Below are 18631 nucleotides of genomic sequence, written 5' to 3'. Positions count from 1 at the left end.
AACAAAGGAGCCCAACCGTGGAACAAGCCCAGAACAACGACCAGGCCATGACCCGTGACAGCCTGTACGGTACTGCAGCGGAAAGTACCTACGCCGGTATTACCAGTTTCTCCCGTCGTCGCTACAGCCGCGACCTGCGCGGGGTGGACGTGGTGGTCAGCGGTGTGCCGTTCGACACCGCCACCAGCAACCGCCCCGGGGCGCGTTTCGGGCCGCGCGCAATCCGTGCCGCCTCGGTGCAGCAGGCCTGGGCGCGCCACTGGCCCTGGGCCTTCGACCCGTTCGACCACTTGGCAGTGATCGACTATGGCGACTGCGCTTTCGACAGCGGCACCCCGCAGTCGGTCCCGGCGAGTATCCAGGCCCACGCCGAGCACATACTTGAAGCCGGTTGCGCCATGCTTACCCTGGGCGGTGACCATTTCATCAGCTACCCGCTGCTCAAGGCCCATGCCCGCCGCCACGGCCCGCTGGCGCTGATCCATTTCGATGCGCACAGCGACACCTGGCCGGACGAAGAGGGCCGCATCGACCATGGCACCATGTTCTGGCATGCCGCCCGCGAGGGCCTGGTCGATCCGTCCTGTTCGGTGCAGGTCGGCCTGCGCACCACCAATGACGACAGCCAGGGCTTCGCCATCCTCGATGCCCGGCAGGTTCACCGCCAAGGCACCGAAGCGATCATCGCGGCGATCCGTCAGCGGGTCGGCGACCGGCCGGTGTATCTGACCTTCGACATCGATTGCCTTGACCCGGCCTATGCACCAGGCACCGGCACCCCGGTGTGCGGTGGTTTGAGCACGTTGCAGGCGCTGGAGATCCTCGCTGGCCTGCGCGGCATCAACCTGGTGGGGATGGACCTGGTGGAAGTGGCGCCGGCCTATGACCACGCCGATATCACTGCACTGGCCGGGGCCACCCTGGCCATGGAGATGCTGTGCCTCTACGCGGCACGGCACAAGGTCGATGCCGCCCGGTGATCGGCGGGCCTGATGCACCGTGCCACCAGGCCCATACTGAAACATCAGGAATCGCATTCACACTTTTGCCGCGAACCCTTCGCGCCTTAGGCTATCCAAACCCACATGGCGCGCTTTTTCGTACAGGAGGTGAAGCATGAAACTCAGGGTGCCAGCCTTGTTCTTCGGCTTGACGCTGGGCCTGTCGGTGCAGGCAGCGCCTGCGCATCCATTGCAGCTCGCCGCCAGTAACAACAACCCCTACAACAGCCCGATCCAGCGTGCCAACCCCAACAGCCGCCAGGGCAGCATGCCGGCCACACCGCCCGTTCGCGGCCCGTCCACCCAGCCAATCTACCGCACGCCAAGCCTGGACAACCGCGGTATCGGCAATGGCGACAACCTGCGCCGCCAGCAGCAAGCCCCCAAACCGGAGCCGACGCGGCCAGCGCGTGACAGCCAGCGTGTGCCCTGATCCATTGCCTGACCCACAGAAAGGAATCCTGCATGACCCGAATCAACTGGCTGACCATCTTGACCGCTGCTGCGCTGTTGCCACTGCTGGCCCACGCCGCCCCTGAGCAGCAATTTCCCAGCGAAGAGGGGCAACTTACCGTCAGCACCGTGGCCGATGGCTTGCGTAACCCTTGGGCGCTGGCTTTCCTGCCGGGTGGCAAGGACATGCTGGTCACCGAGCGCCCCGGCAACCTGCGGGTGGTAAGCGCCGAGGGCAAGGTCGGCCCAGCCATCAGCGGCGTGCCCAAGGTCTGGGCCGAAGGCCAGGGTGGCCTGCTAGATGTGGTGCTGTCGCCCGAGTTTGCCAAGGACCGCACGGTGTACCTGTCGTATGCCGAGGAGGGCAGTGATGGCAAGGCCGGCACGGCAGTGGGCCGTGGCCAGCTGTCCGAGGACCGTGCACGGCTGGAGAATTTCAGCGTGATCTTCCGCCAGCAACCCAAGCTCTCCGAAGGCAATCACTTTGGCTCGCGGCTGGTCTTCGACCGCGACGGCTTCCTGTTCATCGCCCTGGGCGAGAACAATCAGCGCCCGACAGCCCAGGACCTGGACAAGCTGCAGGGCAAGGTCGTGCGGATCCTGCCGGACGGCGAAGTGCCGAAGGATAATCCCTTCGTCGGCAAGCAGGATGTGCGCCCGGAAATCTGGTCGTTTGGCCACCGTAACCAGCAGGGCGCAGCGCTCAACCCGTGGACCGGCAAACTCTGGACCCATGAGCACGGCCCGCGTGGCGGCGACGAGATCAACATCCCGGTGCCAGGCAAGAATTATGGCTGGCCGATCGCTACGCACGGTATCAACTATTCGCTCATGCCGATCCCCGAAGCCAAGGGCAAGCATGTCGATGGCATGGTCGACCCGCACCACGTCTGGGAGAAGTCGCCCGGCATCAGCGGCATGGCCTTCTATGACAGCCCGACCTTCAAGGCCTGGGATCACAACCTGTTCATCGGCGCGCTGGCGACCCAGGAATTGATCCGCCTGCAGCTCGACGGCGACAAGATCGTCCACGAAGAGCGCTTGCTGGGAGCGTTGAAGGCGCGCATTCGTGACGTGCGGGTGGGGCCGGACGGCTACCTGTACGTGCTCACCGATGCCAAGGATGGGGCACTGCTGAAGGTCGGACTGAGCGAGGGCTGAACCCGCTTTTATCCTGCACTTGCCCGCGAAGGGGCCAGTGCAGACAATAGAGCGCTAACTGCCCAAGCCACCGACCATGCCCCTCGATCCGCAGTCTCTCTATCTCCAGGCACTCGCTGAGCAAGGCTTCGCCCATGACCCTGCTCAGGCCCAGGCTGTCACGGCCCTGCAAGCCTGTTTCGACGCCTTGGAAACTGGCTATACCACCAAGGGGCTCTACCTCTGGGGCCCGGTCGGCCGCGGCAAGACCTGGCTCATGGACCTGTTCCACCGCTGCCTCAGCGTCCCGTCCCGGCGCCAGCACTTCCACCACTTCATGGCCTGGGTCCACCAGCGCCTGTTCCAGCTCAACGGCACTGCCGACCCCTTGAAGGCGCTGGCACGGGAGCTGGCCGGGCAGATCCGTGTGTTGTGCTTCGACGAGCTGTTCGTCAGCGACATCGGCGATGCGATCATTCTCGGCCGGCTGTTCCAGGTGCTGTTCGACCACGGCGTGGTGGTGGTAGCCACCTCCAACCAGCCGCCGCAACAGCTGTACCGCGACGGTTTCAATCGCGAGCGCTTCCTGCCGGCCATCAGCGCCATCGAGCGGCACATGCAGGTGCTGCCGGTGGCCGGCGAACAGGACCATCGCCTGCACCCGGACATACAGTGCCAGCGTTACTGGGTGGCTGAAGCGGGGAGCAAAGGCGGCGCGCTGGAAGCTGTTTTCCTCCAGCTCAGCGCAGGTGAGCCCGGCAGCACTGCGCCTTTGCTGATTGGCTCGCGGCAGGTCGAGGTGATCCGGCGCAGCAACCAGGCCGTCTGGTGCCACTTCACCGAACTCTGCGAACGGCCCTTGGCCGCCATGGAGTTCATGGCCTTGTGCGATCAATTTCCGGCGATCCTGGTCGAGGGTATCCCGGCCCTGGGCGGTGAGCAGCGGGCCGGACGTATCGCCCGCGGCACCGAAGATGGCGCAGCGCGGGTCGTGGCAGGCGATCGGGAATTGCCGATGCTCTCACCCAAGGATGACGCCGTGCGCCGTTTCATTGCCTTGGTCGACGAATGCTACGATCGCCGTGTGGCCCTGTACCTGGAGGCGCAGGTGCCGCTCGATGCGCTCTACACTCAAGGGTATCTGGCGTTCCCGTACCAACGCACCCTGAGCCGGTTACGGGAGATGCAACTGCAACGCTTCGCCTGAAGGAGCCGAATCATGCAGCCGCTGTCGCATCATCTGCTGACCCAGGCCTACAACAATGGCTGGGCCAACCACCGCCTGTACAAGGCCTGCCTGCAACTGACACACGACGAGTTCGTCGCCCCCCGTTGCAGCTTCTTCCCGTCGATCAAGGCCACCCTCAACCACCTGCTGACGGTGGACTGGTTCTATCTGGACATGCTCGAGTGCGAGCAGCGAGGTGAAACGCCGAACCCTGACGGCGAGCGCTTTTTCGAGCCGGAGCAACCGTTTGCCACCTGTACCGACCTGCATGCCGAGCAGGCCCAGGCCGACCACCGGCTGATTTCCTATTGCAGGCAGTTACAGGACGATCAGCTGGCGCGCTACGTGAGCATCGTGCGGCCCGGGCGGATCCAGCGCGAACAGCGGTTGCGCCTGCTGGCGCATGTGTTCGAGCACCAGATCCATCACCGGGGGCAAGTGCATGCAATGCTCAGTGACACAGCGGTGCGGCCGCCGCAGCTGGATGAGTTTTTCTGTGAAGAGGAGGCCGACCTGCGCGCCCTGGACTTCGCCGAACTCGGCTGGAGCGAAGCGCAGGTCTGGAAGGGTTAGCGCCCTAGCCACTCCACCAGTGTCCGGTTGAAGCGCCGCGGCTCCTCGATCTGCGGCGCGTGCCCCATGCCCTCGAAGGTCACCAGTTCGCCTTGCGGAATCAGCTTGGCCACGTGCGGCCCGAGTTCCTTGTACTTGCCCAGCTTGGCCTTCACTTCAGGCGGGGCGATGTCGCTGCCGATCGCCGTGGTGTCCTGGTCGCCGATCAGCAGCAGGGTCGGCATCTTCAGGTCCTTGAACTCGTGATACACCGGCTGGGTGAAGATCATGTCGTAGATCAGCGCCGAGTTCCACGCCACCGCCTCGTGTCCAGGCCCCTTGTTGAGGCCCACCAGCATCTGTACCCAGCGCTCGTATTCAGGCTTCCAGCGCCCGGCGTAGTAGGTCTTGCGTTCGTACTCGCGCACGCCTTCGGCATCGAGCTTGAGCTCGCGGGCATACCACTGGTCCACCGTGCGGTAGGGCACACCGAGGGCTTTCCAGTCCTCCAGGCCGATCGGGTTGACCATCGCCAGGCGCGTGACCTGCTGCGGATACATCAGCGCATAGCGAGTGGCGAGCATGCCCCCGGTGGAATGGCCGAGCACGATAGCCTGCTTGACGCCCAGCTGTTCGAGCAGCGCATGGGTGTTCACCGCCAGTTGCTGGAAACTGTACTGGTAATGCGCCGGCTTGCTCGAGGTGCAAAAGCCGATCTGGTCCGGCGCGATGACCCGGTAGCCAGCCTGGCTCAAGGCGTCGATGGTGGTTTCCCAGGTGGCGGCGCAGAAGTTCTTGCCGTGCATCAGCACCACGCTGCGGCCATTGGCCTGGCCCTGGGCGGGCACATCCATGTAGCCCATCTGCAGGTGCTGGCCCTGGGACTGGAAGTCAAAATGCTTGAGTGGGTGAGGGTAGCTGAAGCCTTCGAGCTGTTTGCCGTAGGTTGGCGATTCGGCAGCGATGGCCGGGGCGCCGACGAGGCAGGCCAGGGCCAGGGCGGTTGCGCGCAGCATGGGGGCACTCCATGTAGGACCATGTAGGAATTGGCGACTGTAGCAGTCAGTGGACCACCTTAAACGTTAAAGGTGTTACCAGGCATGAAACCAGCCCAGGGTAATCATCGTCACGACGCCATAGCGCCCGCCCTTGGCCAGGGTCACCAGCAGCAGAAAACGCCACAACGGTTCACGCATGATGCCGGCAATCAGCGTCAGCGGATCGCCGATCACGGGCATCCAGCTCAGCAGCAGTGACCATTGCCCCCAACGCTGGTAGCGCCGCTGCGCGCTTTCCAGCTGGCTGGCGCTGAACGGGAACCAGCGCCGGTTGCGCAGGTGCTCGATGGCCCGGCCGATCAGCCAGTTGACCAGCGAACCGAGCACATTGCCCAGGGTGGCCACCAGCAGCAAGGTCATCCAGGCTTCAGGCTCACGCAGCAGCAGGCCGACCAGCACGGCCTCCGATTGCAGCGGCAGCAGGGTAGCGGCACCGAAGGCGCTGAGAAACAGCGCCCAGAGGCTCAGCATCAGTAGCTGGCGACCACGGTGTCCTGGCCATCCTGGGTCACGCCGATGACCTGGTAGGCATCCTTGTGGTCGCCCATTTCCATGCCGGGCGACCCCATGGGCATGCCCGGCACGGCCAGGCCCTTGAGGTCGTTACGCTTGGCCAGCAGGCGCACCTGTGCGGCGGGCACATGGCCTTCGACGAATTTGCCATCGATCACCCCGGTGTGGCACGACGCCAGGCGTGGTGCCACGCCCAGGCGCTGTTTGACGGCGCTCATGTTCGGCTCGACGTGGTCGTTGACGGTGAAGCCGTTGTCGCGCAGGTGGCTGATCCAGGCCTTGCAGCAGCCACAGTTGGGGTCGCGATAGACATCGATGGTTTCGGCGGCCTGGGCCAGGCCGGTGATGGCCAGCAGGCCGAAGGTGAACAGGTGTTTACGCAGCATGGTCGAACAACTCCTTAGAAACGCAGGCGAATGCCTGCCACCAGACGGGTCTGGCCGAGGTCTTCGCCGTCCTCGCGGGCCTGGCTGGCGCGGTTGCCGTGCAGGCGCTCGAAGCTTACCCCGACATAGGGCGCGAAGCCTCGGCTGATTTCGTAGCGCAGGCGCAGGCCCACTTCGCTGTCGGCAAGCCCCGCGCCCTGTTCGCGACCGGCATCGTTGCGGCCGTAGAAGTTGGCTTCCAGGTTCGGCTCGAGGATCCAGCGGTTGGTCAGCAGGATAGCGTAAGCGGCCTCCAGGCGCAGTGCGCTCTGTTGTCGCTCGCCGGCATAGGCGGTGGCTTCCAGCTCCAGGCCATACAGCGGGGTGCCCTGGATGCCGAAGGCGGCCCAGGTTTGCCCGCTGGCCGGCTTGAAGTCCTGTCGCAGGCCGCCGACCAACTCCCACCAGGGGCTGATCGCGTGGCCCCACAGCGCCTGCAGCTCTCCCTTGTGGGTATTGCCCTGTTGCCGTTCGCCCTCGGTGCGTAGCCACATGCGATCGATATCACCACCGATCCAGGCCGTGGCGTTCCACTTGAGAGCGCTGCTGCTTTCGAAGCTCTGGTACTCCAGCTGATCGACGATCACTGCCCAATTGACGGCGCGATCATGCACCTGATGGCCGGGCAGGGGCGAAGCAGCGGCCATGGCCCGTTCGCCTGCCAGCAGCGCGGCCAGGGCGACGCCCGTGACCAGGCGCCGGTTGCTGATCTCATTCATCGACCCGTACCTCGCGGAACATGCCGGTCTCCATGTGGTAGAGCAGGTGGCAGTGGTAGGCCCAGCGGCCCAGGGCGTCGGCGGTGACCCGGTAGCTGCGGCGGCTGCCAGGCGGCATGTCGACCGTATGCTTGCGCACCAGGAAGCGCCCGTGTTCGTCCTCCAGATCGCTCCACATGCCGTGCAGGTGGATGGGGTGGGTCATCATGGTGTCGTTGACCAGGGTGATGCGCACCCGCTCGCCGTAGGTAAGGCGCAACGGCGCGGCATCGCTGAACCTGACCCCGTCGAACGACCAGGCGAAGCGCTCCATGTGCCCGGTCAGGTGCAGCTCGATATCCCGTGAAGGTTCGCGGCCATCCGGGTCCGGGTAGGGGCTGCGCAGGTCGGCATAGGTCAGCACCCGGCGGCCGTTGTCACGCAGGCCGATGCCAGGGTCGGCCAGGTTGGCGCGCGGGGCCATGGTCTGCATGTCCACCAGCGGGTTACCGGCCTCAGTGGCGGGGTGGCCTTGCAGGCTGCTCATGCTGCCGTGGTCCATGCCGGCCATGTTGCCGTGATCCATCGCAGCCATGTTGCCGTGGCCCATGTCGGCCATGCTCAGCACGGGGCGCGGGTCAGGCTCCGGCACCGCTGCCTGCAGACCGTTGGCACGTGCCAGGGTGCCGCGGGCGTAGCCGCTGCGGTCCATGCTTTGGGCGAACAGGGTGTAGGCGGGCAGGTCGCCGACGGCCACCAGCACGTCGTAGGTTTCGGCCACCGCGATGCGCAGCTCGTCAACGGTCACCGGTGTCACCGGCAGGCCGTCGGCGGCGATCACGGTCAGCGTAAGGCCCGGGATGCGAAAGTCGAAGTAGCTCATGGCCGACGCATTGATCAGGCGCAGGCGCACGGTTTCGCCGGGCTGGAACAGGCAGGTGAAGTTGCCGTCCGGGGGTTGGCCGTTGAGCAGGTAGGTGTAGCTGGCGGCGCTGATGTCGGCCAGATCGGTCGGGGTCATGCGCATGCGCGCCCAGGCCAGGCGTTCGTCGACGGTAGCGCCCCAACCGTTGTCGGCAACATCGGTGACAAAGTCGCTGAGTGTGCGCTTGTGGTAGTTGAAGGCGTCGGACTGTTTCTTCAGGGTCGCCAGCAACGCTTCGGGTGCCTGGTCGGACCAGTCGCTGAACAGCAGCACATGGTCGCGCTGGTAGGCATGCGGCTCGGGCTCGCGTGGTTCGATGACGATCGCGCCATACACCCCGGCCTGTTCCTGCAGGCCGGAATGGCTGTGGTACCAGTAGGTGCCGCTCTGGCGCAGGGTGAACCGGTACAGGTAATCACCACCGGGTGCGATGCCGGCGAAGCTCAGGCCCGGTACGCCGTCCATGTCGGCCGGCAGGACGATGCCGTGCCAGTGGATCGAGGTGTCCTGGTCGAGGCGATTACGCACGCGCAGGGTCACGGTGTCGCCTTCGCGCCAGCGCAGCAGCGGGCCGGGCAGGCTGTCATTGATGGTCAGCGCGGTGCGTGGTTGGCCGGTAATGTTGACGGGCGTCTGGCCAATGAACAGCTCGAAGTGCTGGCCGGCCAGTTCGCGGCCATCGCTGGCCTGGGCCAGCGGCCGCCACAGGCCCAGGCCGGCCAGTGTGGTGGCAGCGCCCAGGCCTTTGACGAAGGTGCGGCGGGTAGGGTTGCGCAACATGGCGTGGTCTCGTGCGGGGGAGCCACGATCCTCGCCGGTTGTGCCTGTCAGCTGGCTGAGGCGCAGGTTACAGCCTTGTCAGGCAGCCTGTTCGGCATCGCCCAGGTCGCGCATCAGCAGGCCGTACTCCAGCGCAACCTGTTCGGGAATCGGCAGGTACACAACATGGCCGTCGCCTGGCGCGACCTCGATGGCGTGCTGTTGCCGGTCGAACAGGCGGTGCAAGTCGAAGTGGTAGTTGCCACGCGGGGTCATCAATTCCAGGTGGTCACCCAGGGCGAAGCGGTTCTTGACCTTGACTTCGGCCAGGCCATCGACGCGCAACCCCGTCAGCTCGCCGACGAACTGCTGGCGCTCCGAGAGCGAATTGCCACGCAGGTAGTTCTGGTATTCGTCGTGCACATGGCGGCGCAGGAAGCCTTCGGTATAGCCGCGCTGGGCCAGCGATTCGAGGTTGTCCATCAGGCCCATGTCGAACGGCCTCCCGGCTGCGGCGTCGTCGATGGCCTTGCGGTAGGACTGCACGGCCCGGGCGCAGTAGAAGTGACTCTTGGTCCGCCCTTCGATCTTCAGCGAGTGCACACCCATGGCCGCCAGGCGCTCGACGTGCTGGATGGCGCGCAGGTCCTTGGCATTCATGATGTAGGTGCCATGCTCGTCCTCGAAGGCGGGCATCTCGCTGCCTGGGCGATTGCTCTCCTGCAACAGGAATACCTGCTGGGTGGGCGCGCCCAGGCCCAGGGTCGGCTCGACCTCACGGACGATGTCGCCGGTGGCGTTTTCCGTGGCTGGGGTGGCCTGGTATTTCCAGCGGCAGGCATTGGTGCAAGTGCCCTGGTTGGCATCGCGCTTGTTCAGGTAACCCGACAGCAGGCAACGGCCGGAGTAAGCCATGCACAATGCGCCGTGAACGAACACTTCCAGCTCCATGGCCGGTACGTGCTGGCGGATCTCCTCGATCTCCTCCAGCGACAGTTCACGGGACAGGATCACCCGGCTCAGGCCTGTCTGCTGCCAGAACTGCACGCTGGCCCAGTTGACCGTATTGGCCTGCACCGACAGGTGCACAGGCATCTGCGGAAAATGCTGGCGCACCAGCATGATCAGCCCGGGGTCGGACATGATCAGCGCATCGGGTGCCATTTCGATCACCGGTGCCAGGTCCTTCAGGAAAGTCTTCAACTTGGCGTTGTGCGGCGCGATGTTGACCACCACGTAGAAGCGCTTGCCCAGGGCGTGCGCCTCGTTGATGCCCAGCGCCAGGTTGGCGTGGTCGAATTCGTTGTTGCGCACCCTCAGGCTGTATCGCGGCTGGCCGGCGTAGACCGCATCGGCACCGTAGGCAAAGGCATAGCGCATGGTCTTGAGGCTGCCGGCGGGGGCTAGCAGTTCGGGCTTGGCAGGTAGGGGCATGGGCGCACCGGGGCAAAGGCGCGGATGCTAGCGGCTGGCCGGGGCCATGGTATTGATTTGAATCAACATCAGGGTGGCACTTTTGCACAGGTGGCGTGCACTAATGACCATGACCCCTGAGGAGTTGCCATGAACCAAGACGCCCTGCAGAACAAAGCCCTGGCAGTACTCCTGACCCTGGTGACCATCGCCTTCGTGTGGATCCTGCTGCCGTATTACGGTGCCATCTTCTGGGCAGTGATTCTCGGCATCCTGTTCGCGCCGTTGCAGCGTCACCTGCTGATCCGCTTTGGCCGTCGACGCAACCTGGCGGCGGCCTGTACCGTGCTGGTGTGCCTGCTGGTGGCCGTGCTGCCGGTGATCATCACCAGTGCCTTGCTGGTGCAGGAAGGCGCCACGCTGTACCAGCGAATCGAGAGTGGGCAGCTGGACATCGCCGGCTACGTAGAGCGCGGCAAGGACATGCTCCCGGCCTTTGCCCAACACGGTCTGGACCGTATGGGCATGGGCAACCTGGACGGGCTGCGTGACAAGATCACCAAATGGGCGACCCAGGGTAGCCAGGTGCTGGCCAGCCAGGCGTTCAACTTTGGCCAGGGCACCTTCGAGTTCGTGGTGAGCTTCGGCATCATGATGTACCTGTTGTTCTTCTTCCTGCGCGAGGGGGCCGACGTGGCGCGCCGGGTGCGCCTGGCCGTGCCGTTGCCGGAACACCAGAAGCGCCGCCTGCAGTTGAAGTTCAACCGGGTGGTAAGGGCCACGGTCAAGGGCAATGTGCTGGTGGCCATCACCCAGGGTGCGCTGGGTGGTTTGATCTTCTGGGTGCTGGACATTCCCAGTGCGCTGGTCTGGGCGGTGCTGATGGCGTTCCTGTCGCTGCTGCCGGCGGTGGGGGCGGGGATCGTCTGGGCGCCGGTGGCGGCTTACTTCCTGCTGACCGGGGCGATTCTGCCAGGGGTGATCCTGACCGCGTTCGGCTTGCTGGTGATCGGCCTGGTGGACAACCTGCTGCGGCCGATCCTGGTCGGCAAGGACACGCGGATGCCCGATTACCTGATCCTGGTGTCCACCTTGGGCGGGCTGGCGGTATTCGGGCTCAATGGCTTCGTGATCGGGCCATTGATTGCGGCGTTGTTCGTTTCCAGCTGGGCGATCTTCGCTGCGACCAAGCCGCAGGTGCAGTTGCCGTCCTGAGGCGTTATCAGCGGAAGCTGTACGAAACCCCGGCGTACACGCCGAAGCCTTCGCCCGGTGTCGAGCGGGCAACGTCCTGGCCGGCATCGTTGTACCCCGGGGTCACGGTCGCTGCGTAGCGCTGGTTGGTCAGGTTGCGCAGGTCCAGCCAGGTCTGCCAGTCCTGCTTCGGCGAATCCCAGCCCAGCCGTGCGCCCAGCAGGGCGTAGGCGTCGGCGTGGTAGCTGTTGGCGTAGTCGACCTGCACCTTCGACGCCATCTGCGTGTTGACCCCGGCGTAGAACCCGCTCGGCCAGTCGTAGCGCAGTTCGGCCTGGTAGTAGTGCATGGGGATGCCGGGCAGGCGGTTGTCGCCGAATTTATCGTCGTCGCGGTAGTGAAAGTCGCTGAAGGTGTAGGCTTGGCGCAGGCTCAGCTTGCCCGTGCCGGGTTGCTCCCAGAGGAGGCTGTCCAGGCCGGCTTCGACGCCTTGGTGTACGGTGGGGCTGGCGTTGTATTCGCCAGTGATGCCTGGGGCCAGCTCCACTGCCAGCAGTTCGTGACGCACCTGGGCGTAGTACCAGGCCAGGTCCCAGCGACCAAGCAGTGATTCACCGCGGGCGCCGAACTCCAGCGTGGTTGCGGTCTGGTTCTGCATCTCGATTGGCTGGAACTTGGTGGGTGCGCTCCAGATCAGCGACCATGGGTGAGGCGGTTCGACCGAGCGGCTGAGATTGCCGTAAACCTGCAGGTCCGGGCGAATGTCGTAACGCAGGCCCACACGCGGGGCGTAATCCCAGTCATGCTGGCTGACTTTCCCGCCGTTGGCCGGGTAGGTCACATCGCTTTCACGGCGGGTATAGATCATCGCAAGGCCCGTGGTCAGCCACAGATTGGGCACCAGTTCCAGATCATTGCCAACGTGCAGCACGGTGTCCGAACCCTGGTAGGTGAAGTCACGCGTGCGCGCGCCGACCACGTCATTGACCCGTGAGAACTGCGAGGCGCCACTGTTGGGCAGATGCTTGGTGGTGCGCCAGCCAATGGTGGTCTTGCTCTCATGGCCGAGCAGGGTGTCACGCCGGAAGTAGTTCAGCGTGCCACTGACATCGGTGTAGGCCACCTTCAGGCGCATGGCGCCCTCGCGCAGGTCCATCGGGTAGTCGTGATAGACCAGCCCGGCTTCCAGGCGTGAGTCATCGTCGAGGAAGAAGGTGGTCTTGTTGCCTACCCAGGTGCTGCCGGGTTGCGGGCGGCTGTCGTTGCGCGACAGGTAACCTGGGTTGGCAGCGCGAGGATCATGCTTGATCTGGTCCTTGGTCAGGCGCCCGGCCAGTTCGTTTTCGGTTTCCCGATAACGCAGGTAGAAGCGGGTCTCCAGATTGGGGTTGAAGCGGTAGCCGACATTGGCGGCAATGCCTTTCGAGCTGCCGCTGCTGTGGTCCTGATAGCCGTCGTATTCCGAGTCGGTCAGGGCCACATAGTAGTCTAGGTCGCCCAGTACCTGCCCGGAACTGATCTGACGGTGCTGGTAGCCGCGGCTGCCCGCTTCATAGCGTACCTGCAGTGGCGCGGCGTCGTAGCCGGTGTGGGTCACGTAGTTGATGGCCCCGCCCAGGGCCAGCGAGCCTTGATCGAAACCGTTGGCCCCGCGCAGTACTTCTGCACGGCTCAGCCACAGGGGTTCGAACAGCTCGTAGGGCGTACCGCCCGGCCCCGTCAGCGGCAGGCCGTCGAACATCGTGTAGACCCCGGAACCATGGGCGCCGGGGGCACGATTGATGCCTGAACCGCGGACCGACAACTTGATGCCATCGTTACCCGCCGACTGCGCGAAGACGCCCGGCTGGTAGGCCAGCACATCCTGATTGCTGGCGACCCGGCCTTGCCCGACACGCTGCATGTCCACCAGGTTGCTGGCGCCTGGTACCGCTCGAAGGCGTTCGCGGGCGTCGTCCAGCTCGCTCTGTTCCTCATCGTTGATCAGCACCTGGCCCAGTTCGACGGCAGGCGCTGCCGTGGTGTGCTGGCTGACGGTAAAAAGGGCCAGCAGACCAAGGTAAGACGAGAGGGGTAAAACGGGACGCATCGTACAACTCCAGGCGATAGGCGGACGGACAACGGCGTTGTGACGCGCGAAAAGCCGATCGAAGCACGGCAATAGGGAATTTTCCTGTGTAGTTCGCTTAAGGCAGATGTGTAAGACGGTTCTTTACAAGTTGCAGCGCTGGAGCAGCCACGGCCTGCGTCCGTAAGGTGTTTGCACTGGCGGCAGCACTTCGCGCTGCCCATCCTGGCGACTACTTGGGGAACTCAGTAATGGAAACCAACCAGCGACGGATACCTGATTGCCATACCGAAGCGCCGATACACCTGACACCGCGCGAACAGCAAGTGCTGTTGTGGTGCGCCTATGGCAAGACCTCATGGGAAATCGGTCAGATCCTGCAGTGCAAAGAGTCGACGGTAAACTTTCACGTCTCCAACCTGCTGCGCAAATTCGATGTTCCCACGCGCGTCGCAGCCGTCATCAAAGCCATCCGTTATGGCATGTTGGCCGAGCAGTGAGGAACGACATGCGTGCCCAACCCATGACCCCGCAATCGCCAACCGAGCCGTCGTTCAATGCATGTCGGTTCCCTGATTGCCACGATCCCTTCTGGCCCCGCATCGAGCTGAGCGTGCTACGTATTCACCTGCAGTTGGGTGAGGAGGTCAGTGAAGCTCGCCTTGCCTTGGCCGTGCGCTGCGCCGCCATCGATGCCGCCAGGGAATTCGCCAGCTGGCGTAGCGCATTGCGTCGCCGTGGCTACCGGCGCCTTGAAGATGTGGCCGGGCATGCCAGCGGCAAGGCGCTGTCAGTCTGCTATCGGGCCTTCATCGCCGCTGCGGTAACGCGGGACGTGCTTGGCCGGCCGGCAGCTGGCGGAGGACCGGCTTATGGATGAGCCCTATCTGAAGGAAGCAGCCGTTGCAGCCTTCTACGAATTGCTGGATACCGAGGGCAGGGCGCTGTTCGGTGCGCTATTGGGGGCCTTGCTGGTAAGCGCCGCCCGGGACCGGTTCATCATCGTTTCGCGCAGGCGGCTGACGGCGCGCAAGCAGGTGCTGCTGGTGTTCCTGACGTTGGGCGTCGGTTACCTGTTCGAGCCGCTGTTGCACGCGATGGCGCCCATGCTTTCCCGCGGCATGGCGGCGTTCGCTGCGGCCGTGGTGGTTATTCCGATTACCTTGAAAGTGCTGGTCTGGCTGGACTCGGTAGACCTGCGCGAACTCATCCAGCGCTGGCGCCGCCGGGGCTGAGCTTACTTTGCCGCAGAGGAGCGTTCTGACAGCTCCAGCAATTGCCGCTCGAGCTGACGGATACGTTGCTTGTCTTCGATGTACAGCAACACCGATTGGCGGTCTGCAAGGGGAAGCTCGCGCAGCCGGTCGAGCATCTCGCTCTGCCAACTGTCCAGGCTTTGCAGCGCCTGGCGGTCATCGCGCTCACCCAGAAGCAGCCAATCCAGCGAGCAGCCGTGTTGGCGGGCCAGGTCTATGCAAAGTGAGTACGGGATGCTGTCGCGTACCTTCCAGCTGCTCAGGGTCTGCGGGCTGACTGCCAAAGCCCTTGCCAGCTGAACGTCGGTATCGGAGCCGGTCAGTAGCTTGAGGCGTGCCAGCACCGCTGTGAACAAGTGGCTACTCATAACAAATATCCATGACTGGTTTAACAACATTCCTTGGGCTTAGAATACTCGTTATGAATATTTGCCATTCGATTTGAGGAGATATCTTGGCATGAGAAATAAAATGATGAAAAAACATTCAAGAACCGTAGCTGATGCTAATGCCGGTTGCGGGTTTTTCCTACAGCTTCATGCTTCATGCAGCATGCGCAGGTACTTTGCGTGAGTACTTACAAGCTTGTGTGCCCCCACTGCAACAGCCGCATGCGCATTCGGACCAGTGAAGGTCGGCATATATTTCTGCGCGTAGCCTATTTGCAATGCATCAACGAGGCCTGTGGCTGGTCGGTGCGTGCAGAATTCGAAATGACCCACGAACTTTCCCCCAGTGGCATGCCCAACCCGGAAGTGCACTTGCCTTCGGCCAGCAAGGAACTGCGCAAGTCTGCTGCCCTGGCGCGCAATGAAGGCTCGCCGGGTAGCCCGGGGCTGGGAAAGCCCATCGAGGCAGCCACCAGACGCAGATAAAAAAACACCCCGCATGTGCGGGGTGTTTGTTTTTCAGCTGTGGTCAGCCAAGCAATTGCAGACCGGCGTGCTGGACCATGTCCAGCAATGGCTGCGGGTACACGCCCAGAACGAAGGCGAGGATGGCGATGGCCAGCAGCATCACGCCGCCGGTGCGCTGTTCCCACTTCAGCGGGGCGTCGTGGCGACGCAGGTTCGGCTCGACCAGGTACAGGGTGACCATGACGCGCAAGTAGTAGTAGACACCGATGGCGCTACCGATCACCAGCGCACCGACCAGCCACCACAGCTGGGATTCGACGCCGGTGGCGATGATGTAGAACTTGCCGATGAAGCCAGCGGTCAGCGGGATGCCGGCCAGCGACAGCATCATCACGGTCAGCACTGCGGTCAGGTACGGGCGGCGCCAGAACAGGCCGCGGTACTCGTACAGCGCGTCGGCGTCACGGCCGCCGTAAGGCGACGACATCAGGGTGATGACACCGAAGGCACCGAGGCTGGTGATCACGTAGGTGACCAGGTAGACGCCCATGGCTTCCAGGGCCAGGCCCTTGCTGGCGACCAGGGCGATGACCAGGTAGCCGAAGTGGGCGATGGACGAGTAACCGAGCAGACGCTTGAGGTTGCTCTGGGTCAGTGCCAGCAGGTTACCGATGAGGATCGACGCCACCGCGATCACCGCCAGGACGGTGCTCAGCACGCCGCTGCTGGCGGCAGGGGAGAGCATGAACAGGCGTACGACCACGGCGAATACCGCAACCTTGCTGGCGGTGGCCAGGAACGCGGCGACCGGCGCCGGGGCGCCTTCGTACACGTCCGGGGTCCACAGGTGGAACGGTACCAGCGACAGCTTGAAGGCCAGGCCGACCAGCATCATGCCCAGGCCCAACTGGGCCAGCAGGCTTGGCATGCTGGTGGCGGCCAGGGCTTTGCCCAGTTGGTCGAAGGTCAGGCTGCCAGCGTCGGCGTACAGCAGGGCCATGCCGAACAGCAGGAACGCAGAGCCTGCAGCCGACAGCACCATGTACTTGATGCCGGCTTCCAGCGAACGCTTGTTGAAGAAGGCGTATGCCACCAGGCCATAGACCGGTACCGACAGCAACTCCAGGCCGATGAACAGGCCGGCCAGGTGGTTGGCGCTGACCAGCACCAGCCCACCGAGGGCAGACATCAGCAGCAGCAGGTATAGCTCTTCACGGTTGCCCGGGAAGCCCTTGGCCCCTTCGCCGAGATAGGCGTGGGCGAGGGTGACGCAAGCCAGCGTGGCAACCAGGATGATCGCCATGTATAGGCAGGCGAACTTGTCGATGGTGACCAGCGAGGTCACCGCCAGTGGTGCGACCTTCAGTGCCGGCAGGATCGACAGCAGGGCCAGGTTCAGGCCCACGGTGGACAGCAGGAAGGTCTGCGAATGGTTGCGCTTCCAGGCGATTGCCAGCATCACCACCACGGTGGTGATGGTGGTGATCAGCATCGGCGCCAATGCGATGAAGTGTTGAGTGGTGAATTCCATAGCGCTCTTACCGGGCCGAAGCGAGTTGAGTGAAAGCGGAACCGAGCCACTGCTGCACGCCGGTCATGGTGGCTGCAGAGGTGTCGAGGAACGGCTGCGGATACACGCCCAGCAGGATCAGCAGTACCGCCAGGCCCAGCACCATGACCAGCTCGCGACCGTCCATGCCGGCCAGCACGGTGTCGGCCTTGGCCGGGCCGAAGTAGGCGCGGTGGATCATGATCAGCGAGTACACCGAACCGAATACCAGGCCGGTGGTGGCGATCACGGTGATCCACGGTACATGCACGAAGCTGCCGATCAGGATCAGGAACTCGCCGACGAAGTTGCCGGTGCCTGGCAGGCCCAGCGATGCGGCGGCGAAGAACAGGCTGATGGCTGGCAGGTAGGCGATGCGGTGCCACAGGCCGCCCATCTGGCGCATGTCACGGGTGTGCAGGCGCTCGTACAGCTGGCCGGACAGGATGAACAGCGCGGCAGCCGACAGGCCGTGGGCGAGCATCTGGATCACCGCGCCTTGCAGGGCCTGCTGGCTGCCGGAGTAGATACCGATCAGCACGAAGCCCATGTGCGAAACGCTGGAGAAGGCAATCAGGCGCTTGATGTCGGTTTGCGCGAAGGCCAGGAAGGCGCCGTAGAAGATACCGATCAGGCCCAGGGTCATGGCGATGGGGGCAAACTCGGCCGAGGCGTTCGGGAACAGCGGCAGGGCGAAGCGCAGCAGGCCATAGGCCGCAGTCTTCAGCAAGATACCGGCCAGGTCCACGGAACCTGCGGTCGGCGCCTGGGCGTGAGCGTCAGGCAGCCAGGAGTGGAACGGCACCACCGGCAGCTTCACCGCGAAGGCGATGAAGAAGCCCAGCATCAGCAGGTACTCGGTACCGGCCGGCAGCTCGGCCTTGAGCAGGTCGCTGTAGTTGAAGGTGATCACGCCAGTGTTGCTGTAGTTGACCAGCACCAGGCCCAGGATCGCCACCAACATGATCAGGCCGCTGGCCTGGGTGAAGATGAAGAACTTGGTGGCCGCGTAGATCCGGGTCTTCTTGCCATCTGCCGAGCTGTGACCCCAGAGCGCGATGAGGAAGTACATCGGCACCAGCATCATTTCCCAGAAGAAGAAGAACAGGAACAGGTCCAGGGCCAGGAACACACCGACCACGCCGCCGAGGATCCACATCAGGTTGAGGTGGAAGAAACCGACGTGGCGCTGGATCTCTTTCCAGGAGCACAGTACCGACAGCACACCGAGCAGGCCGGTGAGCAGGATCATCAGCAGCGACAGGCCATCGAGGGCCAGGTGGATGCTGATGCCGAAGCGCTGGATCCACTGGACTTTGTATTCCAGGGCCCAGGCAGGCTCGCCACCCGGGGCGGGCGCCAGGGTGTAGTCGCCGTTGGCCCACAGGTACAGGCCGATGCCAAGCAGCAGGGACATGGTCAGCAGCGCGATCCAGCGCGGCAGGGTGGCGCCGAAGCGCTCACCCAGCCAGCACAGCAGGCCACCGATGAAGGGAATCAGGATCAGCCAAGGCAAAATCATGACGGGTTGGTTTCCTTTCG

The 18631-nt window shown here is 64.0% G+C and carries 20 protein-coding genes; 10 read left to right on the top strand and 10 right to left on the bottom strand.

The window, feature by feature from the left end; genetic code table 11:
• Positions 1–17: 17 nt before the first annotated feature.
• From speB to ACQKPS_RS26220, 5 genes are all read left to right on the top strand, one after another.
• Positions 18–980, top strand: coding sequence for an agmatinase (gene speB / locus ACQKPS_RS26240; protein WP_254484739.1), 963 nt, complete (start codon positions 18–20; stop codon positions 978–980).
• 136 nt (positions 981–1116) lie between these two features.
• The gene (locus tag ACQKPS_RS26235) at positions 1117–1434 is read left to right on the top strand and encodes a hypothetical protein (protein WP_254484741.1); all 318 of its coding nucleotides are present in this window, start codon (positions 1117–1119) and stop codon (positions 1432–1434) included.
• A 32-nt stretch (positions 1435–1466) separates the two neighbouring features.
• Complete coding sequence (locus ACQKPS_RS26230; RefSeq protein WP_427606169.1) at positions 1467–2615, top strand: PQQ-dependent sugar dehydrogenase; 1149 nt, start codon at positions 1467–1469, stop codon at positions 2613–2615.
• Positions 2616–2691: 76 nt separating this feature from the next.
• Complete coding sequence (gene zapE / locus ACQKPS_RS26225; RefSeq protein ID WP_427606167.1) at positions 2692–3801, top strand: cell division protein ZapE; 1110 nt, start codon at positions 2692–2694, stop codon at positions 3799–3801.
• 12 nt (positions 3802–3813) lie between these two features.
• Positions 3814–4395 (top strand): DinB family protein, encoded by a 582-nt coding sequence (locus ACQKPS_RS26220; RefSeq protein WP_254484747.1) that lies wholly within the window; start codon positions 3814–3816, stop codon positions 4393–4395.
• Here ACQKPS_RS26220 and ACQKPS_RS26215 read toward each other — a convergent pair.
• The 6 genes from ACQKPS_RS26215 to yegQ form a co-directional block, all read right to left on the bottom strand.
• A complete protein-coding gene (locus ACQKPS_RS26215; RefSeq protein WP_427606164.1) occupies positions 4392–5390 on the bottom strand; it encodes an alpha/beta fold hydrolase in 999 nt (332 codons plus the stop codon). The genes ACQKPS_RS26220 and ACQKPS_RS26215 overlap by 4 nt on opposite strands.
• Before the next feature lie 75 nt (positions 5391–5465).
• On the bottom strand, positions 5466–5903 hold the full coding sequence (locus tag ACQKPS_RS26210; RefSeq protein ID WP_427606162.1) for a YqaA family protein: 438 nt from the start codon (positions 5901–5903) through the stop codon (positions 5466–5468).
• Complete coding sequence (locus ACQKPS_RS26205) at positions 5903–6331, bottom strand: DUF411 domain-containing protein (protein ID WP_254484753.1); 429 nt, start codon at positions 6329–6331, stop codon at positions 5903–5905. Before ACQKPS_RS26205 ends, ACQKPS_RS26210 begins: the two co-directional genes overlap by 1 nt.
• Before the next feature lie 14 nt (positions 6332–6345).
• On the bottom strand, positions 6346–7089 hold the full coding sequence (locus ACQKPS_RS26200) for a copper resistance protein B (protein ID WP_427606160.1): 744 nt from the start codon (positions 7087–7089) through the stop codon (positions 6346–6348).
• Positions 7082–8773 carry a copper resistance system multicopper oxidase gene (locus ACQKPS_RS26195; protein WP_427606158.1) on the bottom strand — a complete coding sequence of 564 codons (1692 nt, stop codon included), beginning with the start codon at positions 8771–8773 and terminating at the stop codon, positions 7082–7084. The genes ACQKPS_RS26200 and ACQKPS_RS26195 overlap by 8 nt, the downstream gene beginning before the upstream one ends.
• Before the next feature lie 78 nt (positions 8774–8851).
• Positions 8852–10186, bottom strand: a complete 1335-nt coding sequence (gene yegQ, locus ACQKPS_RS26190; RefSeq protein WP_427606156.1) for a tRNA 5-hydroxyuridine modification protein YegQ — start codon at positions 10184–10186, stop codon at positions 8852–8854.
• Positions 10187–10315: 129 nt separating this feature from the next.
• Here yegQ and ACQKPS_RS26185 point away from each other — a divergent pair, with 129 nt between their 5' ends.
• Entirely contained in the window at positions 10316–11380 is a 1065-nt protein-coding gene (locus tag ACQKPS_RS26185; RefSeq protein WP_427606154.1) for an AI-2E family transporter, read from the top strand.
• Positions 11381–11387: 7 nt separating this feature from the next.
• On the opposite strand, the gene ACQKPS_RS26180 is transcribed toward ACQKPS_RS26185, so the two are convergent.
• Positions 11388–13448, bottom strand: coding sequence for a TonB-dependent receptor family protein (locus tag ACQKPS_RS26180; protein ID WP_427606152.1), 2061 nt, complete (start codon positions 13446–13448; stop codon positions 11388–11390).
• Between the two features lie 230 nt (positions 13449–13678).
• Here ACQKPS_RS26180 and ACQKPS_RS26175 point away from each other — a divergent pair, with 230 nt between their 5' ends.
• From ACQKPS_RS26175 to ACQKPS_RS26165, 3 genes are read left to right on the top strand one after another with little or no spacing between them, the layout of a single operon-like run.
• On the top strand, positions 13679–13927 hold the full coding sequence (locus tag ACQKPS_RS26175; protein WP_283724415.1) for a response regulator transcription factor: 249 nt from the start codon (positions 13679–13681) through the stop codon (positions 13925–13927).
• Positions 13928–13935: 8 nt separating this feature from the next.
• On the top strand, positions 13936–14307 hold the full coding sequence (locus tag ACQKPS_RS26170; RefSeq protein ID WP_254484767.1) for a head completion/stabilization protein: 372 nt from the start codon (positions 13936–13938) through the stop codon (positions 14305–14307).
• Positions 14300–14662 carry a hypothetical protein gene (locus ACQKPS_RS26165; protein WP_254484769.1) on the top strand — a complete coding sequence of 121 codons (363 nt, stop codon included), beginning with the start codon at positions 14300–14302 and terminating at the stop codon, positions 14660–14662. The genes ACQKPS_RS26170 and ACQKPS_RS26165 overlap by 8 nt, the downstream gene beginning before the upstream one ends.
• Positions 14663–14664: 2 nt before the next feature.
• Here the strand turns inward: ACQKPS_RS26165 and ACQKPS_RS26160 are convergent, their stop codons facing one another.
• Positions 14665–15051 carry a helix-turn-helix domain-containing protein gene (locus ACQKPS_RS26160; RefSeq protein WP_254484771.1) on the bottom strand — a complete coding sequence of 129 codons (387 nt, stop codon included), beginning with the start codon at positions 15049–15051 and terminating at the stop codon, positions 14665–14667.
• Positions 15052–15252: 201 nt separating this feature from the next.
• Here ACQKPS_RS26160 and ACQKPS_RS26155 point away from each other — a divergent pair, with 201 nt between their 5' ends.
• Positions 15253–15558, top strand: coding sequence for an ogr/Delta-like zinc finger family protein (locus tag ACQKPS_RS26155; RefSeq protein WP_254484773.1), 306 nt, complete (start codon positions 15253–15255; stop codon positions 15556–15558).
• 43 nt (positions 15559–15601) lie between these two features.
• Here ACQKPS_RS26155 and nuoN read toward each other — a convergent pair whose 3' ends face one another.
• Positions 15602–17071, bottom strand: a complete 1470-nt coding sequence (gene nuoN, locus ACQKPS_RS26150; RefSeq protein ID WP_427606148.1) for an NADH-quinone oxidoreductase subunit NuoN — start codon at positions 17069–17071, stop codon at positions 15602–15604.
• Positions 17072–17078: 7 nt separating this feature from the next.
• Positions 17079–18611 carry an NADH-quinone oxidoreductase subunit M gene (nuoM, locus tag ACQKPS_RS26145; RefSeq protein WP_186603536.1) on the bottom strand — a complete coding sequence of 511 codons (1533 nt, stop codon included), beginning with the start codon at positions 18609–18611 and terminating at the stop codon, positions 17079–17081.
• Positions 18612–18631 lie beyond the last annotated feature (20 nt).

Origin of the sequence: Pseudomonas sp. NPDC086566 (genome assembly GCF_050280885.1) — a bacterium.
Lineage (GTDB): Bacteria > Pseudomonadota > Gammaproteobacteria > Pseudomonadales > Pseudomonadaceae > Aquipseudomonas > Aquipseudomonas vlassakiae.
The sequence above is the reverse complement of the archived record's forward strand: the minus strand, read 5'-3'. Positions and strand labels throughout refer to the sequence as shown.

What these genes read in the sequence shown, in the direction of transcription:
- ACQKPS_RS26235 (WP_254484741.1), top strand. Translation starts at nt 1,117, where the DNA reads ATGAAACTCAGGGTGCCAGCCTTGTTCTTCGGCTTGACGCTGGGCCTG.
- ACQKPS_RS26230 (WP_427606169.1), top strand. Translation starts at nt 1,467, where the DNA reads ATGACCCGAATCAACTGGCTGACCATCTTGACCGCTGCTGCGCTGTTG.
- zapE (WP_427606167.1), top strand. Translation starts at nt 2,692, where the DNA reads ATGCCCCTCGATCCGCAGTCTCTCTATCTCCAGGCACTCGCTGAGCAA.
- ACQKPS_RS26220 (WP_254484747.1), top strand. Translation starts at nt 3,814, where the DNA reads ATGCAGCCGCTGTCGCATCATCTGCTGACCCAGGCCTACAACAATGGC.
- ACQKPS_RS26215 (WP_427606164.1), bottom strand. Translation starts at nt 5,390, where the DNA reads ATGCTGCGCGCAACCGCCCTGGCCCTGGCCTGCCTCGTCGGCGCCCCG.
- ACQKPS_RS26210 (WP_427606162.1), bottom strand. Translation starts at nt 5,903, where the DNA reads ATGCTGAGCCTCTGGGCGCTGTTTCTCAGCGCCTTCGGTGCCGCTACC.
- ACQKPS_RS26205 (WP_254484753.1), bottom strand. Translation starts at nt 6,331, where the DNA reads ATGCTGCGTAAACACCTGTTCACCTTCGGCCTGCTGGCCATCACCGGC.
- ACQKPS_RS26200 (WP_427606160.1), bottom strand. Translation starts at nt 7,089, where the DNA reads ATGAATGAGATCAGCAACCGGCGCCTGGTCACGGGCGTCGCCCTGGCC.
- ACQKPS_RS26195 (WP_427606158.1), bottom strand. Translation starts at nt 8,773, where the DNA reads ATGTTGCGCAACCCTACCCGCCGCACCTTCGTCAAAGGCCTGGGCGCT.
- yegQ (WP_427606156.1), bottom strand. Translation starts at nt 10,186, where the DNA reads ATGCCCCTACCTGCCAAGCCCGAACTGCTAGCCCCCGCCGGCAGCCTC.
- ACQKPS_RS26185 (WP_427606154.1), top strand. Translation starts at nt 10,316, where the DNA reads ATGAACCAAGACGCCCTGCAGAACAAAGCCCTGGCAGTACTCCTGACC.
- ACQKPS_RS26180 (WP_427606152.1), bottom strand. Translation starts at nt 13,448, where the DNA reads ATGCGTCCCGTTTTACCCCTCTCGTCTTACCTTGGTCTGCTGGCCCTT.
- ACQKPS_RS26175 (WP_283724415.1), top strand. Translation starts at nt 13,679, where the DNA reads ATGGAAACCAACCAGCGACGGATACCTGATTGCCATACCGAAGCGCCG.
- ACQKPS_RS26170 (WP_254484767.1), top strand. Translation starts at nt 13,936, where the DNA reads ATGCGTGCCCAACCCATGACCCCGCAATCGCCAACCGAGCCGTCGTTC.
- ACQKPS_RS26165 (WP_254484769.1), top strand. Translation starts at nt 14,300, where the DNA reads ATGGATGAGCCCTATCTGAAGGAAGCAGCCGTTGCAGCCTTCTACGAA.
- ACQKPS_RS26160 (WP_254484771.1), bottom strand. Translation starts at nt 15,051, where the DNA reads ATGAGTAGCCACTTGTTCACAGCGGTGCTGGCACGCCTCAAGCTACTG.
- nuoN (WP_427606148.1), bottom strand. Translation starts at nt 17,071, where the DNA reads ATGGAATTCACCACTCAACACTTCATCGCATTGGCGCCGATGCTGATC.
- nuoM (WP_186603536.1), bottom strand. Translation starts at nt 18,611, where the DNA reads ATGATTTTGCCTTGGCTGATCCTGATTCCCTTCATCGGTGGCCTGCTG.